Source organism: Maribacter sp. MS6, assembly GCF_056839185.1.
The window spans coordinates 2,521,692-2,542,432 of the sequence record NZ_CM166389.1 but is presented as its reverse complement, the minus strand read 5'-3'; the positions used below and the strand labels follow the sequence as shown (position 1 = coordinate 2,542,432).

The window sequence follows — 20,741 nt, the reverse complement described above, 5'->3', positions numbered from 1 at the left end:
GACATGATACAGTTAGACGAGAAAATATATTTTTATTTACTGTTCATCATCCCGGTGATCATCGTGTTGTTTTTACTTTTACTTGTCTGGAAAAAAAAGACACAAAGAAAATTCGCAGATTCCTTACTATTAAAAAGGCTAACGCCAAACCGTTCTATGTACAAAGGCACATTAAAACTTGTCCTTTTTACCTTAGGGCTAAGCGGATTAATAATAGGCCTTGTAAATCCCAAAATCGGAACCAAGCTAGAAACGGTAAAAAGAGAGGGCGTCGATATCGTTTTTGCCATAGACGTGTCTAAAAGTATGCTCGCGGAAGACATTGCACCCAACAGAATCGAAAAGGCAAAACGCCTAGTATCGGAAATCATTAATCAATTAGCAAGTGACCGGATTGGAATTATTGCATACGCAGGACAGGCATTTCCGCAATTACCGATTACCACCGATTATGGGGCAGCGAAAATGTTCTTACAGAGCATGAACACGGATATGCTGAGTTCCCAAGGCACGGCCATAAATGAGGCTATTGAGTTAGCGACCACCTTTTATGATGATGAGGAACAGACCAATAGGGTGCTTTTTATTATTTCGGACGGGGAAGACCATTCGGAAGGTACAACCCTAAACTCGGTAGAAGACGCTGTTGACGAAGGAATACGCATTTACACTATAGGAGTAGGCAAATCAAAAGGAGCTCCAATACCGCTAAAACGACGGGGAGTTGTAGAGAGCTTAAAAAAAGATTCACAAGGAGAAGTTGTCATTACCAAATTAAACGAAGAAATACTTGTTGATATTTCAGATGAAGGCAATGGTAAATATATTGATGGTTCCAATACCGAAGCTGCCGTGGAAGTAATTAAAGAAGAATTGCTTCAAATGGACAAAAAAGAATTTGAGGCCAAACAATTTGCTGAATATAAAGACCAATTTCAATGGTTTCTTGGTGCTGGACTTTTATTTCTTTTCTTAGAAATTTTTGTTCTGGACCGAAAAACCAAATGGTTGAAAAAATTGAATTTGTTCAACGAAAATAGATAGATTAAGATGAGAAAAATAGTGTGTCTACTTCTAGTGTTTTTTGCGGCAATACCATTAGCTGCGCAAGACGATGACCTAAAGGCAAAAGAAAAAAGCCTAAGAGAATCCAAAAACTATACCTGGGAAGGAAACAAAAAACTATCCGAGGATAATTTCATAGCTGCAGAGGCAGACTATAGGGTAGCTATTTCTGAAAGTCCTGAAAACGCAGCAGCCCCATTTAACCTGGGCAACGCCTATTATAACAATGAAACGTACAGCGAAGCTTTTGGAAGATTTAAGGAAGCTGGCGAAACTGCGACGGCCAAAACAGAAAAGCACAACGCTTACCATAATATGGGTAATGTATTTATGAAACGTAAAGATTATGCCAAAGCAGTTGAAGCATACAAAGAGGCATTAAGAAACGATCCTACTGACGAGGAAACGCGCTATAATCTGGCACTTGCAAAGGAACTCCTAAAAAACGACGAGGAAAACAAAGACCAAAACGAGGATAATAAAGACGAGGAAAACAAGGACGACAAAAAGGACCAAGATAAAGAGGGAGAGAACGACAAAGAGCAGGACAAAGATCAAAAAGACGATGGCGATAAAGGTGATGAGGGTGACAAAGAGGATAAGGGAGACCAAAAGGAAGATGAAAATAAAGAAGGAGATGGCGACGAGAAAAAAGAACAAAACAAAAAACCAGAACAAGGAGACAATCCAAAAGAACAACCCGCACCTAGACCAAATCAACTGTCCAAGCAACAAATAGAAAATCTGTTGCGCGCCATGCAAAATGCAGAAAAGAAAGTACAAGAAAAAATTGATGCAAAGAAAGTACAGGGAGCGAAAGTAAAAACAGAAAAGGACTGGTAATAGCAAAGATGGATTTTAAGAAAGGTATTATATTTTTTAGCGTATTCCTGTTTACCTTTTGCTTACAGGCACAGGATGCCGATGCCGTTACGTTTGAAATGAAATTGAGCAAATCCAAGCTCGGACTCAACGAACGTTTACGCGTAGATTTTACCATGAACAAGGATGGGGATAATTTTAACCCGCCAGACTTCGTTGGTTTCAAGGTGCTCATGGGCCCATCACAGTCTATAAGTTCTTCTTGGATAAATGGAGTACGTAGTTATTCCAAGTCCTACTCTTATACCTTGGCTCCAACGGCCAAGGGCAAGTTCACTATAAAACAGGCCACCATAGTCATCGCTGGACAGACATATAAGTCGCTCCCTGAAATTGTTGAAGTTACAGCTGCTGTAGATAAGCCCAGCGACCAAATGACCGCCGACGATATTGCAGATGAAAACCTTCATTTGGTTGCGGAGGTCTCAAAGGGCAATCCCTACATGAACGAAGCCATTACGGTTGTTTACAAATTGTATGTGAGTCCATCTATCAGTGTGTCCAACTATCAGCCTTTGGATAATCCCAAATACAATAATTTTTGGAGTCAGGATATTAAGGTTACCAGCCTAAATGCGAAAAACGGAACCTATAAAGGAAAACCATACCGTTATGTAATTTTAAAGCGAGTCGTTCTTTATCCTCAGAAATCGGGCAAGTTGGAAATAGAACCACTTTCGTTAGATGTTACTGTAGATGTTCCCACAAACAAACGAGATTTTTTTGGGGGCAGGGTTTATGCACAGACCAATAAAACCGTTTCTGCAGGAAACAGAACAATTAATGTGAAGCCACTGCCGGTTACAAACCAACCTGAAAATTTTAATGGTGCTGTTGGCGATTTTGATTTTTCGGTCACAACAAGTAAAACAAGCCTAAACGCTTCCGAATCCTTACAGGCCATCGTTGAGGTTACGGGAAAAGGAAACCTAAAACTATTTAAGCTTCCAGAACTAGACCTTCCGAGCTCCTTAGAAGTCTACGAGCCAGAATTTACCGAAAGCGTGCGCACAACACTTGGTGGCATGCAGGGTAAAGTAAGTAATAGTTATACAGTGGTGCCAGCGTTCAGGGGCAAATACCCTATGCCTTCTGTCTCGTTTAGCTTTTTTAACCCCAAGACCGAGACCTATACCACCCTAAATTCAGAAGAAATCGTCATTAATGTTTTAGAAGGGCCTAATAGCGGGTCCAATATGGCGGCTAACCCCAACGCCCCAAACAAACAAAGTGTAGTTGCCGCTAACAATCAATTTAATTTCATAAAGTTGAACGCCAACTTAAAAAGGGTTGGTACTACCTATTTCTTTACATCCAATCGTTTTTATCTTTTATTTTTTGCACCGTTATTACTGATTCCGATTGCTATTCTGTTCCGCAAAAAAAGAGATGAGATAGCCAACGACGTAGTTGGTAACAAGGTAAAAAAAGCCAATAGACTTGCAAGAAAATACCTTTCTAAGGCCAAAAAAGAATTGGGCAACAAGGAATCTTTTTATGTAGCATTGGAAAAAGCATTACATAATTATTTAAAAGCCAAATTAAAAATAGAGACCTCAGAATTTAGTAAAGACAAAATTTCAGAACTACTACTAAAAAAACAGATAAACGAAGAAACCGTGGATGGCTTTTTAGCATTACTAAAAAATTGTGAGGCAGCAAGATATAGTCCTTTTTCCAATGTACAGATGCAACAGGATTATGAGAAAGCAAGCGAAGTTATTTCATTAATAGACAAGCAATTATAATATCGTGAGAAACAGTATCATTATAGTTTTACTTTTGTTAGGTATCACGGGAACGGCTCAAAACGAATCTATTTTTGATCAAGCCACGGTTGCCTACAACGAGGGGTCGTATGAAAAGTGTATTGCTCTTTATAAAACTATCTTAGACAATGGCCAGCACTCGGCGGAACTTTATTATAATTTAGGAAACTCCTATTACAAATTAAACGATGTAGCAAATAGTATCTATTTCTACGAGAAAGCACTTCTCTTGGCGCCAAACGACCTAGAAATACAAAACAATTTAGGTTATGCACAAAAAATGACGCTAGATGCTATTGACGTACTACCAGAAACGGGGTTGTCCAAACTATACAAGAACGTTACGAGTGTACTTACGTTTGACCAATGGGCATACTTAGGAGTTGCCTTCATGATGCTATTTGTACTTCTTTATATCGTATTTTATTACGCACAGTATTCCTCCAAAAAAAGATGGGCATTTATAGGAAGTCTTGTTTCCTTAGCCATAGCAGTTATTGCTGTACTATTTGCTTATATTCAATATAGCGCTTATAAAGCCAACCGACCTGCGATTATTTTTGCAGACGAAATCGGAATACAATCCGAGCCCAACGCGGGCAGTACTGAAGTATTTATACTTCATGCAGGCACAAAAGTTCAAGAGCTGGAAAAGCTTAATGACTGGAAAAAAATACAACTCCCTGATGGCAAAACCGGTTGGATAGCATCTAAACATTTAAAGTCGGTTAAAGAATTTTAGTATATTACACTTTTCTTTTAATAGTGTTACTTTTATACCTAACTTCAAGTCTTAATACTTCAACGATGCTATACTACAAAGATATTCTTGAGAAGAATAAACAATGGGCTTCCAAAAAATTAAAGCAGAATCCGGCCTATTTTGACGAAATGGCCAAAGGGCAACACCCTCCTTTATTATGGCTAGGCTGTGCAGATAGTCGGGTGCCTGCCTCTGAAATAATTGGGGCAGAACCTGGTGAGGTTTTTACACATCGAAATATCGCAAATATGGCTATTCATACGGACATAAACATGTTAAGTGTATTAGAGTATGCAGTAGATGCTTTAAAAGTTAGACATATTATTGTTTGTGGTCATTATGGTTGTGGGGGGGTTAAAGCAGCAATGGGTCATAGCACCGTGGGATTTGTTGGAAAATGGATTAGACACATCAAGGACATATACAGCAAGTATAAAAATCAACTGGACACCATAACCGATGAAAATGATAAATGGGACAGGTTGGTGGAATTAAACGTTCAGGAACAAGTTGCCGATTTAGCAAAAACCTCCATTGTGCAAAGCGCTTGGGAAGAAGGCCAATTCCTGCACATACATGGCTGGGTCTACGATATAAAAAGTGGCATAGCCAAAGATCTTGAAGTAAGCATGAAAGATAATTCCAATTTAGAGGATATCTACCAGATTCGTATGTAAACATATTCCGAACCAAAAACATTCATGAAAGACCTTTTCAAGCACTTTAAAGGAGATCTTCTAGGAGGTATCACAGCTGGTATCGTTGCCTTGCCTTTAGCACTCGCCTTTGGTGTAAGCTCTGGCCTAGGCCCTACGGCAGGTCTCTATGGTGCCATATTTATTAGTTTCTTCGCAGCGCTTTTTGGCGGTACCAACACTCAAATTTCAGGCCCAACGGCACCAATGACTGCTGTAAGTATGGTAATTATTGCGGGTATTATCGCCACATTTGATGGTAGTGTAGAAAAAGCAATGCCAGCTATATTAACCGTTTTTTTATTGGCAGGGTTAATGCAAGTTGGGTTAGGAATCATTGGTGTAGGTAAGTACATTAGATATATTCCCTACCCCGTAGTATCGGGTTTCATGACCGCTATAGGTGTCATTATTCTTGTCACTCAGATACTACCTGCTTTGGGGTATTATCCAAAAGAAGATTTGTCCTGGGTAACGCCTTTCAAACCACAGGCAGAGGAACTAATATTGGAAAACATATTAAAAGAAGAGGCTAACGAAGGTATATTGGTTTTAGAAAATTTTGAGCAGACCATCGCACGTTCTGGAGAGATTACCGAAGCTACCGTAATGGCAGAAGCAGAAACATTGGCCGCAAAAGAGGCTTCAGGTGTTTTAGGAGCATTAAAGGTACTGCCAAAAGCGCTGCGTAACATAAACTGGCTGGAGTTGGCTTTAGCTCTCATTACAATTATCATCATATACGGGTTTAAACGTATTACTACAACGGTACCCAGCACACTGGTCGCTTTACTTTTGGTGTCTGTGGCGGCATATGCCTTACAACTTGACTACCGTACCATAGAAGAAATCCCACAAGGCTTCCCAATACCAAATTTCGAAATTTTCACTGAATTCAAGATTGGAACGGTAGCTCCATATATTTTTACCGCGCTTACGCTCGCTCTCCTTGGTGCCATAGATTCACTATTAACATCTGTAGTTGCAGATAACATGACCAAAACCAAACACAAGCCTAACCAAGAACTTATAGGCCAAGGAATAGGAAATAGTATTGCTGCATTTTTTGGAGGTCTTCCCGGAGCAGGCGCCACTATACGAACAGTAGTAAATATAAATGCCGGAGGCAAGACCCGCTTATCAGGGATGGTTGCAGGTGTGCTGCTTTTGATTATACTATTGGCCCTAGGTCCGATTGCCTCACAGATTCCGGCTGCGGTACTTGCCGGTATCCTTATCACGGTAGGTATAGCCGTAATGGATTATAAGGGACTAAAAGCGATTCCCAATCTGCCAAAAGACATTAAAATTGGACCATTGAAATTAAGCTCGGAGGTTTTAATTATGATGGTTGTATTGGTCTTGTCTACTTTTTGGAACCTTGTATACGCTGTAGGTATAGGTTTAATCATCGCCTCTTTGATGTTTATGAAAAAAATGGGGGACCTCATGTCTTTAAGTTCTAATGTAAAATCGTTAACGGAGGAGAAAGCTTGGACAGACGAACAACAATTCCCTGCTGCACTAAAAGAAGAAGTATTTATCAAACATGTAAAAGGACCTTTGTTCTTTGGCACTACAAGCGAATTCCAAATACTAACGAATCAAATTCCCAAAACTGCATCGTATGCGGTAATACGGTTAGACCGCATGCCCTATATAGACCAATCCGGTCTTTATGCCATAGAAGATACACTTCAAGAATTGAACAAAAATGATATAAAAGCTCTATTTGTAGGCCTATTGCCCCAACCAAGATACATGATGGAACGTATCGATATAATTCCAGATTTTATTCCGGAAGAACATATTTTTGAAACCTTTGAAGATTGTACGATATGGATCAAAGGGAATGTTAAAGATGATATCCCGCCCATAGTGCCATAGGCGAATTAGCTCACATTATTATACTCCCCTCCTAAAAGTAAAAGCACTGGCCGCCAAATAAATTATTGGCTTCTTGCGGTACTAAATGTTATAAAAAACAAAAACGAGGTTCAGGAAAATGTATTAAATTTACCGCCTTATAGAACTCCATGATCAATACACTAAAAGAGCATATTGCAGCGGTAGAAAAATTCTCTGCAGATACGAAAGAGGGCATTGAAACCTTTCGTATAAAATATCTAGGTAAAAAGGGTTTGTTAAACCATTATTTCGCTGAATTTAAAAATGTGCCCAATGATCAGAAAAAAGAATTTGGACAAACAATCAATGAATTAAAGCAGGCCGCAACCAACAAGGTAAATGAACTTAAAAGTGCCTTGGAAAGCACAAAAGAAGAACCAGGAAGCTACGGAGACTTGACAAGACCGGGAAATCCTATTGAATTAGGGGCAAGACATCCTATTTCTATAGTAAAAAACCAAATCATAGAAATCTTTTCACGTATCGGTTTCAACGTATCAGAAGGGCCTGAAATAGAGGATGATTGGCATAATTTTACTGCCTTGAACTTACCGGAATATCATCCTGCACGGGATATGCAGGACACCTTTTTTGTACAAACCGATCCTGACATTTTATTGCGCACCCATACATCATCTGTTCAAGTGCGCTATATGGAAAATAACAAACCTCCCATTCGCACCATCTCTCCTGGAAGGGTATATCGGAACGAAGCCATTTCGGCGCGTTCGCATTGCTTTTTTCATCAAGTAGAAGGTTTATATATTGATAAGGATGTTTCCTTTGCTGATTTAAAGCAAACACTTCAATTCTTTACTACGGAGCTGTTTGGGAAATCTAAAATACGTTTAAGACCTTCTTATTTTCCGTTTACAGAGCCTAGTGCAGAGGTAGATGTCTATTGGGGATTAGAAACCGAAACAGACTATAAAATGACCAAAGGTACGGGTTGGCTAGAAATTATGGGATGCGGTATGGTAGACCCTAATGTCTTAAAAAACTGTGGCATAGATTCAGAAGAATACTCTGGATTCGCATTTGGAATGGGAATTGACCGTATCGCCTTATTATTGCATCAAATTTCTGATATACGCTTGTTGAGTGAAAACGATATTCGCTTTTTAGAGCAATTCAAAAGCGCCTTATAAAACACGTTAGGCCCCATCTTTACAAGTACAATATATTTTTATGAAAAAGGATATAGAGATACCCATTGCCAAAGAAGTTTATGTAGCGCTTATTCATGAAGCGAACGAAGAGTTTTTAGATAGGGAATGGAACGCATATATTCTTAATAACAGAGCTACGGCTATTGACATGGTTATGGTTGTTTCTAATGGTTTTGATACAGAACGAAAAACCTCTACTATGCGTCACGTCATAGGAGAACTTGCCGCTAAATCCTTTAAAAAAATAGAAGTAGTTCAAGAAGATGTCCTAAGGCTTAACAATGAGTTCTTCGTTACTTATTACGCCGATAGCAAACTATATGAAAAACGTTTTATCTTCGAGAGTGGTAGCGTATCAATTGGCAATCTAAGCCCTATTCCTATACTCGAACAGGATGGTATTCTGAGGAAATAAAGGAGAACCCCATCTCATAGCTTTCCTATCGAGTTCGTTTAATAGTAATTTTTAAAATGAACGCCGTCTCCAATAGCGAATAACCCAGACAGATGGATTAGTCCTTGTCTTACGTATAGCTGTAATTTTTTTAGAAACTGTCCTTCTATTAATAAAGGTGTTAGACCCTGTGTTTTTATGGTTTTATTAAAATACATTTAGTTTTACTTATGTATGACATAATCATTTGTTATGGCTTAAATTTTAAAAAAGCCTATACCACGTTTACTTTTAACTCACGTAAACCATTAATACAAGTAAATGAGCCCATTTAAAAAGCTGACCATATATGTTGAGTCTGAAACAGGAGAGATTAGCACAAGGGAAATAACCCCTTTGGTTGAAAAAGTACTGACCGCTGATGAACAAGCGGCCTTAACCCCTAACATAGTAATTCAGAACCTGAAAGATGGTAACGAACGATTTGTAATGGGAGAACTCACGGCACGAGACCATACGGAACAAATACGTAAAACAGTGGACGGTCAATTTCCAAAAGCTGTTATTTTATCATGTGTAGATAGTCGCGTACCTGTGGAAGATGTTTTTGACAAAGGAATAGGGGATATTTTTGTAGCACGTGTTGCAGGCAACTTTGTAAATGAAGATATTCTAGGCAGCATGGAGTTTGGTTGTAAAGTATCTGGCTCAAAGGTAATCTTGGTTTTAGGACATGAACATTGTGGCGCTGTAAAAGCTGCTGTGGACAATGTGAAACTTGGAAATATTACAGCTATGCTTTCCAAGATAAGGCCTGCGGTAGAGTCGGTAGAGTATGACGGGGATAGAAGCTCAAAAAACGAAGGATTTGTACACATGGTATGTGAGAGCAATGTGAATAAAACAATACAGGATATACGAAATAACAGCCCTATTCTTAAAGAAATGGAGGATAAAGGTGAAATAAAAATAATAGGCGGTGTTTATGATATGGATACCGGAAAGGTAGCTTTCCTTTAATATCCCACAATCCATCTTTAATTCCTATCCATGTTTAAGAATATTTTCGATTTTAGTAATATCAAGGGAGACATAACCGGTGGTTTAGTTGCGGGTGTTGTAGCGCTTCCTTTGGCATTGGCGTTTGGCGTTCAATCTGGTCTTGGTGCAATTGCCGGACTTTACGGTGCAATTGCCGTTGGTATCTTGGCCGCGCTTTTTGGCGGCACGGCTACCCAAGCTAGTGGACCTACAGGCCCCATGACAGTGGTGTCTGCAGCGTTAGTAGCAAACGCAATTGAAGTAGCGGGAAGTTTACAGGATGCCATGGGTATTATACTGCTTAGCTTTTTAGTCGGTGGAGCACTACAGATTATATTTGGTTTGATCAACATTGCTGGGTATATCAAGTATTTTCCCTATCCGGTAATTTCTGGTTTCATGAGTGGCGTTGGTCTTATTATTATCATTCTTCAGATTTTCCCCTTTGTTGGTTTGGATTCTGCAAAATCGACCCTTAAGGTTATGGCAGACCTACCGAGACTATTCAGTGATTTTAATTGGCAAGCCCTTGCTTTGGGTGCTATGACCGTTGCTATTTATTACGTATTTCCCAAAATCAACAAAACAGTTCCAAGCCCCTTGGTCGCATTGATCGTTGTCTCCATATTTGCCTACTTCATAAAATGGGATGTGCCTATTATAGGTGAAATCCCTTCTGGACTCCCTTCTTTACAGTTAGAAGGTTTATTCAACGTAGAGAGTAGCGCATACTTTTTAATATTGGAATATGGTATGGTCTTGGCTGTATTAGGTTCCATAGATTCTTTATTGACTTCGGTTATTGCTGATAATATGACCAAAACAAAACACAACAGTAACCGTGAACTAATAGGTCAAGGGATTGGAAATATGGTGGCGGCACTTATTGGTGGTATTCCTGGCGCTGGTGCTACCAAGGGAACTGTTGTAAATATTAATTCTGGTGGCAAAACCCGATTATCAGGTGCGTTGCACGGCGCTTTTCTGTTGGCTATTTTATTGGGATTAAGTTCTTTGGCCGCTTACATTCCTTTGGCAGTATTAGCAGGAATTTTGATTCCAATCGGATTTAAGATTGTGGACATGAAAGGTCTCCGGCATTTAAAAGTAGTGCCCAAAGCTGATGCGGCAGTGCTTATTTTGGTTCTACTATGGACTACGTTTGGAAGTTTGATTCAGGCGGTAGGCATAGGGGTGACCCTTGCAGCCTTATTGTTTATGAAAAAAGCTAGTGATATTGGTGAGGAAGGTATGCAAGTAGGCACCCTTGCTGGGTTTGACGGAGAAAAACCCTGGGAAGACGAAATTGAATTCTTTGAAAAATTTAAAGACCAAATTTATATTAAGCATTTATATGGCCCTTTATTCTTTGGCTTTACCTCGCATTTTCAAGATCAAGTAAAAAATATAGACGAAGGGGTAAAAACACTTATAATACGAATGGATAGGGTTCCCTACATAGACCAATCCGGTATTTATGCACTCGAAAATGCCATATTGGATTTGGCGTTGAAAGATATTAAAGTAGTGATTACGGGCTTACAAGAACAACCAAAGGATTTACTGATCTCTATTGATGTAATACCCGATCTAGTCCCAGAAACTCAAGTTTTTGATACCATAGAAACTAGTTTTGATTGGGTAGCTAATGACTTAAGAGGCTGAATACCAAAAAAGGGCTAGCCTCATTGTAAATAGTATGGCCATGTTAAAGTTAATTTGCACTACGCAACCGTTTTTATAGATTTTCACCTATTGAATGTGGGAAATAAATTAGTTGTTTACTGATTTTTTCTACTGCTCTTTAGAACGTGTGAAAGCAACAAAGAAAAAGATGCTTTACCACCAAATTTTGCTGCGGTACGGTGTGCAGTTCAAAAATTTTTAGATTGAATTAATAGATGCATCAGGAACCAACTGTAGTAACAATGGAACATCTTCTTTAGCCTGTGTTATTGTTTCTATAGTTAACCGGCAAGAAAATACATCTTCAAATACGACAGACTCGGCTATTACAATTTTCTTAACGGCAGTAAAGGAGCGAATACCTATGCTATTTAATAATCAAACCGACGCGTTGGTCTTAACCTTAAAAGAAGAAAATGATGTTAGTGAATGGTACGGGCCATTTTTTTATCGGTGCGAAATACAATAGCAAGCCAATTCAAATTATTAAAAATTAAGGAATGCTAGACTAAATACAAGTTGTAAAATATGGTATTATACTAAAGCGAATTTTAGTTAAGACAATTCATCTAAAATTGTATTAAATACCTCAAAAACACCACAAGCCAAAACAGATTCCTAACTTTGTAAGGTTAGGATGGAGAATAGAACGCGCATACCACAAAGAAAAATAATCCATGTAGATATGGATGCCTTTTACGCATCCGTGGAGCAACTGGATAATCCTGAACTTAAAGGAAAGCCTATTGCAGTAGGCGGAAGTTCGCAACGAGGAGTTGTGGCGGCAGCCAGTTATGAAGCAAGAAAATTTGGGGTGCGCAGTGCCATGAGTAGCATTTTAGCCAAACGGAATTGTCCTGAACTAATATTCGTAAAGGCTCGGTTTGACCGATACAAAGAAATCTCACAAAAAATACGCTCCGTATTTCATGAATACACAAATCTAGTGGAACCTCTTTCCCTGGATGAAGCTTATTTAGATGTCACCACCAATAAAAAAGGTAATCCTTCCGCTACTTTAATCGCTAAAGAAATACGTCAACGTATTTTAGAAGAAACAGGGTTAAATGCCTCCGCTGGGATTTCTATCAACAAATTCATTGCGAAAGTAGCGAGCGATGTGAATAAGCCCAATGGACAAAAAACAGTGAATCCGGAGGAGGTACTGGAGTTCTTAGAAGACCTGGATATCCGAAAATTCTACGGGGTAGGAAAAGTTACCGCAGAGAAAATGTATCAACAGGGTATTTTCACTGGAAGGGATTTAAAAACAAAATCGGTGGAGTTTTTAAGCGAGCATTTCGGAAAAAGCGGCCAATACTACTATGATGTGGTGCGAGGTATCCATAACAGCGAGGTAAAACCCCATAGGATTCCAAAATCAGTTGGTGCAGAACGCACCTTTAATGAAAATCTAAGTAGTGAAATTTTTATGCTCGAACGTTTGGATCAAATAGCTAGCGAATTGGAACGTAGATTAAAAAAAGCCGATATCGCTGGAAAAACAATTACACTAAAAATAAAGTACAGCGATTTTACTCTAATTACCCGAAGTAAAACCCTACCCTACTACATAGCAGACAAAGACCTTATTCTAGAAACGGCCAAGCAATTATTGTATCAAGAAGAACTTCAAAACTCCGTACGCTTATTAGGTCTTTCACTTGCCAACCTTAATACCGATAAAAACAAAACGGTAAAGACGACGGAGGAAGCTATTTTGGTACAGTTAAAATTTGATTTTTAATAAAAACTCCCATAAGGAAGTTATCCTTATGGGAGTTGCAATGCCATTTTTATACGCATTATCATTTAACGGTCAACGTATTGTCGGTGGCTGTTGGGTTTAAAGGACAAAAATACACATACTCCCCTTTTGTTAAGGCTGTAGGAAGGGACATTTGCTTTTGACCATCGGCCACTTGCTCGGTTACGTATGCCGTTTCAATATGGTTTTCAGGATTGGACAAGTCCACACCTTTTTTAGCCAATACAAAGCCAATATTATGTCCTACTGCATTGTTGAAAATTTCGAACACATAGATACCCTCGTTTAACGTTAGCTCTTTGGTGGTAAATTCGCCAGGAATCTGTTCCAAGGCAACCACTTTAGTATCCTGATTGGTCATTTTAGTCTTCTTCATCGTATTTTCCTGCGCATTTATATTAAATACTGTTCCAAATACGACTACTGCTACTGCTATTAATTTTTTCATAAGTACTGAATTTAATTTTCCGTTACACGGAAGTTTTAATTATTATTAGATGACCTTGCTATCAACCGAAGGTCTACGTTTTATATTTAAGCTGTTACCGCTTCCAAAGGTTGTGCTGCTGGAAAGTCTACTGGCACGTTGGTAGTTTTGTGCAGGTAGTTGGATATGGTCTTATCCCCCACCAAAACAATGGTGTCTATTAAATTTTCCTTGGTCCAACCTGCGTTTAAGAAATCCGCTACCACCGCAGTGTCAGTACTACCTCTGTTTTCGGTCATGTTTTTGGCCAATTTGGCCAAAGCGTCCAATTTCACGTCAAAAGAGGCTTTCCCTGCTCTAAGTTCCAATATTTGTGAGTCGTTGAAACCGTTCATTTTACCTATAGCTGTGTGGGCAGCTAAGCAGTACAGACATTCGTTCACTTGACTAACGGCCAAGTTTACCACTTCTTTCTGTTTTGCATTTAGGGACGTTTTTGCTCCACTAAGTGCTAAGTAATTACCAAGGGCATTTTTTGAATGGGCATAGGTGGCGTAGAGATTGGGTACAAAACCCAATGTATTTTTTAGATTATCAAAAATAGCTTGGTTGCTTTCACTGACTTCTTCTCTTGTGGGTACATTAAAATTATTCATAATTATTTGTTTTTGTTCTATCACTGCAATTGCAGAGATTACTATGTTATTTAAATTTGGTGTTTTCTCCACGAGACTTATTCTCAGGTGTCTCGTTTTAAACCTGATATTAATGTTGGCTATAAGGATATAAATGGTTTCTCCGCATCACAATAGAAATCATGATGATGCTTTTGCTCGCAATGCGATTCTGTATGAATTATGTTAGATTGTCTTGTTCTAGACTGACTGAAAATTTCTATCAGATTAAAAATGGAAGGTTGTTTTAGTTTCATCTTTCTTTGTTTTTAAAGTACACTACAAAGATGCGATGAGAACCAAGCTTTTTGTTAGGAGCTATTGCCCGACTACTTGCACAAATTTCCTTTTAAGCGGACAAACTACTATTTTGCTTGTATTGGGAAGGAGAAAACCCCGTCATTTTCTTAAAGAAGCGACTAAAATGGGCTGGGTCGTTAAAACCAAGGTCGTAAGCTATTTCCTGATTTTGTTTATCCGTGAAGGTTATTAGCCGCTTGGCCTCAAGTGCCAAACGTTCCAAAATAATCTGTTGTGGTGATTTTTGGTTGTACAATGCAAATAAATTAGAAAGCGTTTTTGGGCTTTTAAATAAAAGATCCGCATAATCCCTAACCTTTCGTTTTGTTCTAAAATGGGTGTCTACCAAAACATTAAACTTGCGCACCACCTCTATTTGGTCGTTGTCCATAGCTTTTATTATATGTTGTTCTTTTGCAAGTCTAGTACATATAATAATGAGACGCTTTAAAAGCATCTGCAGCATATCTCCTTGAATTTGATCGGATGTGGAAAATTCTTCGATAAAAATATCATGTAACAAATTAAACTTTAAAAGCTGATTTTCAGGAATCGTAATAATTGGTACATCCTGGGTGCCAAAAAATAAGATCCCATTGCAGGATACTTCGCTATCATGATCGTTAATACAGTAGAACGCCCTATTAAAAAGAAAGGCAGTTAATGGTGGTTCTTCCTTATAATAAGAAATATGCTGCAAATAAGTTGTGGTCACTAGTTGGTTGGGGAGCAAGGTTATTACCGTACCGTCTAGACTAAAACGTGCAATTGTTTCATTTCTATTCCATAAAATGGCAATATTCCCAGAACTCAGGGAGAACATCTTCTTATCGTTGTGAACGTTGTTGGTAAAGCCTAGAAGTGAACCTAACTTACGGTTGTAATATTCGTAATGCATAAGAAATATGATATAAAATAGCTTAATAATACCGGTTTAGTCTGTTTTTTTGTTCATTCTTTACAGGGACTAAAGAAAATAAATCGAATAAATTATTAAACAATACTGTTAATGATTCCTATTAATTTGACGACTATAAACCGTTTTAATAGCTTTATCAGCTATTGCTATGAAAAAGATTATTAATATTATTTAATTATTATGGATATTGGAAATTACGACGATGCCGTACGGAAGTTTTACAAAACATTAAAAATTACCCCCCTACCTGTGTCTTCATGGGATTTTTATGCCTTAAATTTTGATAAGGTATGTGAAACGGCGAATGACCTTTCATCCTTATTCAAAATCGCCAAAGAAAGTTCATGGGCATTTGACCAGAACATATTGCAAGAACAACTACAAGAAAAAGACCATGTAATCGTTGTTACGGATTCCAAACTTGATATTGTTTACGCTACAAATAACATTTGGAAAATGAACGGTTACAGACCAGAACAGATTATTGGGAACAAACCAAAGATGTTCCAAGGTGAAAAAACCTGTAAAAAGTCTTTAGCACTTATTTCAAACGCGATTAAGGAAGAACGATCATTTGAAACAATAGTAACCAATTATAGACAAGATGGTACTACCTATAAGTGTTGGATACATGGTCAACCGGTATTTAACAAAACAGGTAAGGTTATCAATTTTATAGCTTTTGAAAAAGAGGTAGCTTAAAACACCAAGGTTTTTTAGAAACAAAAAACCCGCTAGTAGCGGGTTTTTCTATTAGTTTGGGCTGTAAACTAGAAATTACAACTTTCTATTTCTGTAACACGCAACGTATTGACCATTCCTTTATCCTTAATGGGCATGGCCGCCAAACTTACGAGCATATCTCCGACTTCTAAAAATCCTTTTTTACAGGCTATGCTATTCACGTCATCTATTGTTTCATCCGTAGAAACATACTTGTCATAATAAAATGACTTAACCCCCCATAACAAATTTAACTGGGTAAGTATACGTTTATTGGATGTAAACACAAGTATATGTGCACTTGGTCTCCAAGCAGAAATTTGGAATGCCGTGTAACCACTGTTAGTCAATGTAGATATAGCTTTAGCCTTTATCTCATTGGCCATTAGCGCTGCGTGGTAACAAACAGATTTCGTAATAAAGCGCTTTGTTCTAATATGCGGTGGCTCGTGCGGAACTTTTATCAGTTCACTTCCTTCAACACTTTTTAAAATGCTCGTCATCTTTTCTATAACTTGGACCGGATAATTTCCTACCGAAGTTTCTCCTGAAAGCATTACCGCATCGGCACCGTCCATAACGGAATTTGCAACATCGTTTACCTCAGCTCTTGTTGGTGTAAGACTCGTAATCATGGTTTCCATCATCTGGGTAGCAATAATTACAGGTATTCTTGCTTTCTTTGCCCTCAAAACTAATTTTTTCTGAATCAAAGGAACTTCGTGGGCAGGAACTTCAACTCCTAAATCTCCGCGAGCTACCATTAAACCATCGCAATAGGCTACTATTTTGTCTATATTATCTACGGCTTCCGGTTTTTCGATTTTAGCTATAATCGGAATTTTATGCTTAGAATGCTTACTTATGATATTTTGTAAATCGATAAGGTCTTGACTAAAACGGACAAAAGAGAGCGCTATCCAGTCGACCTCCAGTGAAATGGCATACTCCGCATCCTTGATATCCTTTTCGGTAAGAGCTGGCAGGGATATATTCGTATTAGGAAGATTTACCCCTTTTTTGGATTTCAACGGGCCACCTTGTATCACTTTAGCCTTAACCTCAGTCTCTCCATTAGTGGTAAGTACCTCGAACATTAACTTACCATCATCTAAAAGTATGCGTTCTCCTGGCTTTACATCTCTAGGGAATTCCTTGTAGTTCATGTATACGCGTTCGGCAGTACCCTCAAAAGGAGTTCCGGTAACAAAGGTGATTTCGTCCCCCGGACTTACAACAACTTCTCCTGCCATTACGCCTACACGCAACTTTGGGCCCTGTAAATCTGCAAGTATGGAAGTATTGATTTCCAATTCTTCGTTTAACTCACGAATCATGGCTACTCGCTCTTTAACATCTTCATAATCTGCATGAGAGAAGTTAATCCTAAAGACATCGACTCCCGCTAACATCATACTTCTAAGCACATCTTTTTTGCTGGTGGCCGGCCCTAAAGTGGCTACTATTTTTGTTTTTTTATTAGTTGGCATACTTAAAATATTAGATTTTTTTTTGATTTTAATTTATCTATTGGTACCGCATATGCCATAATTACTTTGGGCATCTTGCTCAACACTTTTACTATTTCATCACTTTCCAAACCTTCATCTTCTTCTATTTTAAGAAAATAATCTACATCTTTATATTCTGGGACAAGTCGCGGTCTGCTATATGTAGTTTCGTTCTGAAACAAATCATTGCTTACCTGTACTTCTTGTTTGGAGCTTTGGTTTGCAATAAGAAGCCAATACCGGTCATTGAATTTGTCTACCCATTCAAACCAAGGAAAGGAACTATTTTCCGATAAGTCAAAATCCTTACCAGACCTTTTGAATTTTGCCTTAAGTGTTTTGTTTAAACTATAAACGATAGCATAATCCTCTAAAGGACTATGAATTGCAATCAAAAGAAATGAATCGTCGTAAAAGTCCTCGTTTATTTTGTAGACTGCTGCCATAGTTTAAACAAGACGTAAATATAGGATTATTAAAGAATAAAGCCTAAGAACAAAAGTCCTAAAAGCTATAATAAATGTTACTAAAACGTTAGTGTTTTGTTACAAAATAGGCATTTACTTCCCTATTTTGTCCTGAAGCGCAAAAAATGCTCTTTTAGATGCACGCTCCTCTGCTTTCTTTTTTGAGGTTGCCCTTGCTTTTGCCACTACTGATCCCCCTATAGATAACTTAACCGCAAAATGCTTTAGGGAATCTTTTCCCGTGTCATCGTACACGTTAAAATCAAAGGTCTTTTTTTTCTTTTGGCACCATTCGATTATCAAACTCTTGTAACTAATCACCCTTCCCTCTAACTGCTCAATGTCTACATAGGGTTCAATAACTCTTTTTTTAATGAATTTTTCACAATAAGGGTAACCTCGATCCAAGTATATCGCTCCAACTAATGCTTCAAATACATTACCGTGAATATTCTCTCCAAAATGGGTTTTGGGAATCCTGCTTTCCAGAAAATCTATTAGTCCTAGGTCTTTCCCCAATTCGTTTAGATGCTCCCTACTTACCACCTTAGAGCGCATTTTAGTTAGATAGCCTTCATCTCCGTTGGGTACTTCGTTGTAAAGATGCCTAGAAATAATAGTCCCCAACATAGAGTCTCCTAAGAACTCTAATCGTTCATAATTCATAGGATTGCCCCCTTTGTCTCGTTTGTTCATCGATCTATGAAGAAAGGCTTTCTTATAATAGTTTAGGTGTTTTGGCTTAAAGCCCAATATATGTGTTATCCCTAAAAAAAAATCCCCATCCTCTTTGGGATGGGAATTAAATATGTTCTTAGGAAATCCCATTAACTATATTACTTTATTTTCTTGAAGACCACACAGGCATTATGTCCTCCGAAGCCAAAAGTATTGCTCATAGCAACATTGACTTCCCGTTTTTGTGCTTTGTTCAACGTTAAGTTTAAACTAGGGTCTATATTTTCATCTACTGTAGTATGGTTAATTGTAGGAGGCACAATCCCATGCTCCATAGATAAAATCGATGCTATGGCCTCGATTGCTCCCGCCGCTCCCAGCAAATGTCCTGTCATGGATTTTGTAGAATTGATGTTTATATTTTTGGCATGATCCCCGAACACTTCGGAAATAGCTTTAAGTTCCGCAACATCTCCAAGTGGCGTTGAAGTACCATGGGTATTAATTGCATCTACCTCTTCTCGTTTAAGACCTGCATCACGTAGACAATTTTCCATCACCTTTACAACACCTATACCATCTGGATGCGGTGCGGTCATATGATACGCATCGCTCGAAAGTCCGCCACCTGCAACCTCTGCATATATTTTAGCACCTCTTGCCTTGGCATGCTCATATTCTTCTAATACAAGTGCTCCAGAACCTTCTCCTAAAACAAATCCGTCTCTAGTTGCATCAAAAGGCCTAGAAGCGGTCTCTGGACTATCATTCCTTGTAGACAAGGCATGCATGGCTCCGAAACCTCCCATGCCGGCAATCGTAACCGCAGCCTCGCTCCCACCCGTGACAATGACGTCACAGTGACCTAAACGAATATAGTTAAGCGCATCTATCATAGCGTTTGCCGCCGAAGCACAGGCAGAAACTGTCGTATAGTTAGGACCCATAAATCCATGTTTTATAGAAATATTGCCAGGAGCGATATCCGCTATCATCTTAGGAATGAAGAACGGGTTAAAACGCGGTGTCCCATCCCCTGCGGCAAAATTCAATACTTCGTTCTGGAAAGTTTCCAATCCACCTATTCCGGCTCCCCAGATAACTCCAACACGGAACTTATCTACCTTATCCAAATCAAGTTTCGAGTCTAAAATAGCTTCGTCTGAAGAAATTAAGGCATATTGCGCAAACTTATCTAGCTTACGGCCTTCCTTTCTATCAAAATGGTCTTCTATATTGTAGTTTTTGAGTTCACAGGCAAATTTTACCTTGAATTTTTCCGAATCATAATGGGTAATAGGTGCTGCACCGCTTTTACCATTTACAAGACCGTCCCAATATTCCTCAATGTTATTTCCTATCGGCGTAAGCGCACCCAACCCCGTAACCACAACTCGCTTTAATTGCATTGAATATTATTTTAGTTTAACCTATAAACCAATGTAAATTAAAAAAAATTATCCATGTGGAGCATTTACCACATGGATAATTTGAAATTCTATCTAAGAGAAATCATAAATTACTTCGCTTCTTCTATATAGCTGATTGCTTGACCAACTGTTGCGATGTTCTCAGCTTGGTCGTCTGGAATTTGAATATCAAATTCCTTTTCGAACTCCATGATCAACTCAACAGTATCCAATGAATCTGCCCCTAAATCGTTAGTAAAGCTAGCTTCCGTTACCACTTCGTTTTCATCAACTCCTAACTTATCAACGATGATAGCTTTAACTCTTGATGCAATGTCTGACATAATAATATTGGTTTTAAAAATTTAAATTGATGGCAAAAATAAAAAACTTTGGTTTAATAACACGTTTTGTCGTTAAAATGTGATGTAATTTAATCAAATTAAATACAAGAGTAGTAATTTTACCCGAATAATTATTTCGTTATAACAAG

General features: G+C 38.4%; 21 protein-coding genes. 12 read left to right on the top strand and 9 right to left on the bottom strand.

What is annotated here, in order from left to right; translation table 11 throughout:
- The first annotated feature begins 3 nt into the window (after positions 1-3).
- The 11 genes from MS6x_RS11160 to dinB all read left to right on the top strand — a co-directional run bounded on the left by MS6x_RS11160 (position 4) and on the right by dinB (position 13,119).
- A complete protein-coding gene (locus MS6x_RS11160; protein WP_482602007.1) occupies positions 4-1,044 on the top strand; it encodes a VWA domain-containing protein in 1,041 nt (346 codons plus the stop codon).
- 6 nt (positions 1,045-1,050) lie between these two features.
- Positions 1,051-1,908, top strand: coding sequence for a tetratricopeptide repeat protein (locus MS6x_RS11155; protein WP_482602005.1), 858 nt, complete (start codon positions 1,051-1,053; stop codon positions 1,906-1,908).
- An 8-nt stretch (positions 1,909-1,916) separates the two neighbouring features.
- Positions 1,917-3,695 (top strand): BatD family protein, encoded by a 1,779-nt coding sequence (locus MS6x_RS11150; protein ID WP_482602003.1) that lies wholly within the window; start codon positions 1,917-1,919, stop codon positions 3,693-3,695.
- 4 nt (positions 3,696-3,699) lie between these two features.
- Positions 3,700-4,458: an SH3 domain-containing protein gene (locus MS6x_RS11145; protein WP_482602001.1), complete on the top strand. Its 759-nt coding sequence runs from the start codon at positions 3,700-3,702 to the stop codon at positions 4,456-4,458.
- A 65-nt stretch (positions 4,459-4,523) separates the two neighbouring features.
- Entirely contained in the window at positions 4,524-5,156 is a 633-nt protein-coding gene (locus MS6x_RS11140) for a carbonic anhydrase (protein WP_482601999.1), read from the top strand.
- 24 nt (positions 5,157-5,180) lie between these two features.
- Entirely contained in the window at positions 5,181-7,061 is a 1,881-nt protein-coding gene (locus MS6x_RS11135; protein ID WP_482601997.1) for a SulP family inorganic anion transporter, read from the top strand.
- 149 nt (positions 7,062-7,210) lie between these two features.
- Complete coding sequence (gene pheS / locus MS6x_RS11130; protein ID WP_482601995.1) at positions 7,211-8,230, top strand: phenylalanine--tRNA ligase subunit alpha; 1,020 nt, start codon at positions 7,211-7,213, stop codon at positions 8,228-8,230.
- Between the two features lie 40 nt (positions 8,231-8,270).
- A complete protein-coding gene (locus MS6x_RS11125; RefSeq protein ID WP_482601993.1) occupies positions 8,271-8,666 on the top strand; it encodes a hypothetical protein in 396 nt (131 codons plus the stop codon).
- A gap of 300 nt (positions 8,667-8,966) precedes the next feature.
- Complete coding sequence (locus MS6x_RS11120) at positions 8,967-9,665, top strand: carbonic anhydrase family protein (RefSeq protein ID WP_482601991.1); 699 nt, start codon at positions 8,967-8,969, stop codon at positions 9,663-9,665.
- A 30-nt stretch (positions 9,666-9,695) separates the two neighbouring features.
- Entirely contained in the window at positions 9,696-11,351 is a 1,656-nt protein-coding gene (locus MS6x_RS11115; RefSeq protein ID WP_482601989.1) for a SulP family inorganic anion transporter, read from the top strand.
- A gap of 658 nt (positions 11,352-12,009) precedes the next feature.
- Positions 12,010-13,119 (top strand): DNA polymerase IV, encoded by a 1,110-nt coding sequence (dinB, locus tag MS6x_RS11110; RefSeq protein WP_482601987.1) that lies wholly within the window; start codon positions 12,010-12,012, stop codon positions 13,117-13,119.
- 61 nt (positions 13,120-13,180) lie between these two features.
- Here the strand turns inward: dinB and MS6x_RS11105 are convergent, their stop codons facing one another.
- The 4 genes from MS6x_RS11105 to MS6x_RS11090 form a co-directional block, all read right to left on the bottom strand.
- Positions 13,181-13,588: a plastocyanin/azurin family copper-binding protein gene (locus MS6x_RS11105; RefSeq protein ID WP_482601985.1), complete on the bottom strand. Its 408-nt coding sequence runs from the start codon at positions 13,586-13,588 to the stop codon at positions 13,181-13,183.
- 86 nt (positions 13,589-13,674) lie between these two features.
- Entirely contained in the window at positions 13,675-14,223 is a 549-nt protein-coding gene (locus MS6x_RS11100) for a carboxymuconolactone decarboxylase family protein (RefSeq protein WP_482601983.1), read from the bottom strand.
- A gap of 119 nt (positions 14,224-14,342) precedes the next feature.
- Positions 14,343-14,498 carry a hypothetical protein gene (locus MS6x_RS11095; protein ID WP_482601981.1) on the bottom strand — a complete coding sequence of 52 codons (156 nt, stop codon included), beginning with the start codon at positions 14,496-14,498 and terminating at the stop codon, positions 14,343-14,345.
- A gap of 92 nt (positions 14,499-14,590) precedes the next feature.
- The gene (locus MS6x_RS11090) at positions 14,591-15,439 is read right to left on the bottom strand and encodes a helix-turn-helix domain-containing protein (RefSeq protein WP_482601979.1); all 849 of its coding nucleotides are present in this window, start codon (positions 15,437-15,439) and stop codon (positions 14,591-14,593) included.
- A 201-nt stretch (positions 15,440-15,640) separates the two neighbouring features.
- On the opposite strand from MS6x_RS11090, the gene MS6x_RS11085 reads away from it, so the two are divergent.
- Positions 15,641-16,162, top strand: coding sequence for a PAS domain-containing protein (locus MS6x_RS11085; protein WP_482601977.1), 522 nt, complete (start codon positions 15,641-15,643; stop codon positions 16,160-16,162).
- A gap of 68 nt (positions 16,163-16,230) precedes the next feature.
- Here MS6x_RS11085 and pyk read toward each other — a convergent pair whose 3' ends face one another.
- The 5 genes from pyk to MS6x_RS11060 form a co-directional block, all read right to left on the bottom strand.
- A complete protein-coding gene (pyk, locus tag MS6x_RS11080; protein WP_482601975.1) occupies positions 16,231-17,673 on the bottom strand; it encodes a pyruvate kinase in 1,443 nt (480 codons plus the stop codon).
- A 2-nt stretch (positions 17,674-17,675) separates the two neighbouring features.
- Positions 17,676-18,140 carry an IPExxxVDY family protein gene (locus tag MS6x_RS11075; RefSeq protein ID WP_482601973.1) on the bottom strand — a complete coding sequence of 155 codons (465 nt, stop codon included), beginning with the start codon at positions 18,138-18,140 and terminating at the stop codon, positions 17,676-17,678.
- Positions 18,141-18,254: 114 nt separating this feature from the next.
- On the bottom strand, positions 18,255-18,989 hold the full coding sequence (gene rnc, locus MS6x_RS11070) for a ribonuclease III (protein ID WP_482601971.1): 735 nt from the start codon (positions 18,987-18,989) through the stop codon (positions 18,255-18,257).
- An 8-nt stretch (positions 18,990-18,997) separates the two neighbouring features.
- Positions 18,998-20,248, bottom strand: coding sequence for a beta-ketoacyl-ACP synthase II (gene fabF / locus MS6x_RS11065; protein WP_482601969.1), 1,251 nt, complete (start codon positions 20,246-20,248; stop codon positions 18,998-19,000).
- A 110-nt stretch (positions 20,249-20,358) separates the two neighbouring features.
- Entirely contained in the window at positions 20,359-20,592 is a 234-nt protein-coding gene (locus MS6x_RS11060) for an acyl carrier protein (RefSeq protein ID WP_008269813.1), read from the bottom strand.
- Positions 20,593-20,741: the final 149 nt, after the last annotated feature.

Bases quoted from the DNA above. Each gene is read 5' to 3' on its own strand.
- MS6x_RS11160 (WP_482602007.1), top strand. From the start codon at position 4: ATGATACAGTTAGACGAGAAAATATATTTTTATTTACTGTTCATCATC.
- MS6x_RS11155 (WP_482602005.1), top strand. From the start codon at position 1,051: ATGAGAAAAATAGTGTGTCTACTTCTAGTGTTTTTTGCGGCAATACCA.
- MS6x_RS11150 (WP_482602003.1), top strand. From the start codon at position 1,917: ATGGATTTTAAGAAAGGTATTATATTTTTTAGCGTATTCCTGTTTACC.
- MS6x_RS11140 (WP_482601999.1), top strand. From the start codon at position 4,524: ATGCTATACTACAAAGATATTCTTGAGAAGAATAAACAATGGGCTTCC.
- MS6x_RS11135 (WP_482601997.1), top strand. From the start codon at position 5,181: ATGAAAGACCTTTTCAAGCACTTTAAAGGAGATCTTCTAGGAGGTATC.
- pheS (WP_482601995.1), top strand. From the start codon at position 7,211: ATGATCAATACACTAAAAGAGCATATTGCAGCGGTAGAAAAATTCTCT.
- MS6x_RS11125 (WP_482601993.1), top strand. From the start codon at position 8,271: ATGAAAAAGGATATAGAGATACCCATTGCCAAAGAAGTTTATGTAGCG.
- MS6x_RS11120 (WP_482601991.1), top strand. From the start codon at position 8,967: ATGAGCCCATTTAAAAAGCTGACCATATATGTTGAGTCTGAAACAGGA.
- MS6x_RS11115 (WP_482601989.1), top strand. From the start codon at position 9,696: ATGTTTAAGAATATTTTCGATTTTAGTAATATCAAGGGAGACATAACC.
- dinB (WP_482601987.1), top strand. From the start codon at position 12,010: ATGGAGAATAGAACGCGCATACCACAAAGAAAAATAATCCATGTAGAT.
- MS6x_RS11105 (WP_482601985.1), bottom strand. From the start codon at position 13,588: ATGAAAAAATTAATAGCAGTAGCAGTAGTCGTATTTGGAACAGTATTT.
- MS6x_RS11100 (WP_482601983.1), bottom strand. From the start codon at position 14,223: ATGAATAATTTTAATGTACCCACAAGAGAAGAAGTCAGTGAAAGCAAC.
- MS6x_RS11095 (WP_482601981.1), bottom strand. From the start codon at position 14,498: ATGAAACTAAAACAACCTTCCATTTTTAATCTGATAGAAATTTTCAGT.
- MS6x_RS11090 (WP_482601979.1), bottom strand. From the start codon at position 15,439: ATGCATTACGAATATTACAACCGTAAGTTAGGTTCACTTCTAGGCTTT.
- MS6x_RS11085 (WP_482601977.1), top strand. From the start codon at position 15,641: ATGGATATTGGAAATTACGACGATGCCGTACGGAAGTTTTACAAAACA.
- pyk (WP_482601975.1), bottom strand. From the start codon at position 17,673: ATGCCAACTAATAAAAAAACAAAAATAGTAGCCACTTTAGGGCCGGCC.
- MS6x_RS11075 (WP_482601973.1), bottom strand. From the start codon at position 18,140: ATGGCAGCAGTCTACAAAATAAACGAGGACTTTTACGACGATTCATTT.
- rnc (WP_482601971.1), bottom strand. From the start codon at position 18,989: ATGGGATTTCCTAAGAACATATTTAATTCCCATCCCAAAGAGGATGGG.
- fabF (WP_482601969.1), bottom strand. From the start codon at position 20,248: ATGCAATTAAAGCGAGTTGTGGTTACGGGGTTGGGTGCGCTTACGCCG.
- MS6x_RS11060 (WP_008269813.1), bottom strand. From the start codon at position 20,592: ATGTCAGACATTGCATCAAGAGTTAAAGCTATCATCGTTGATAAGTTA.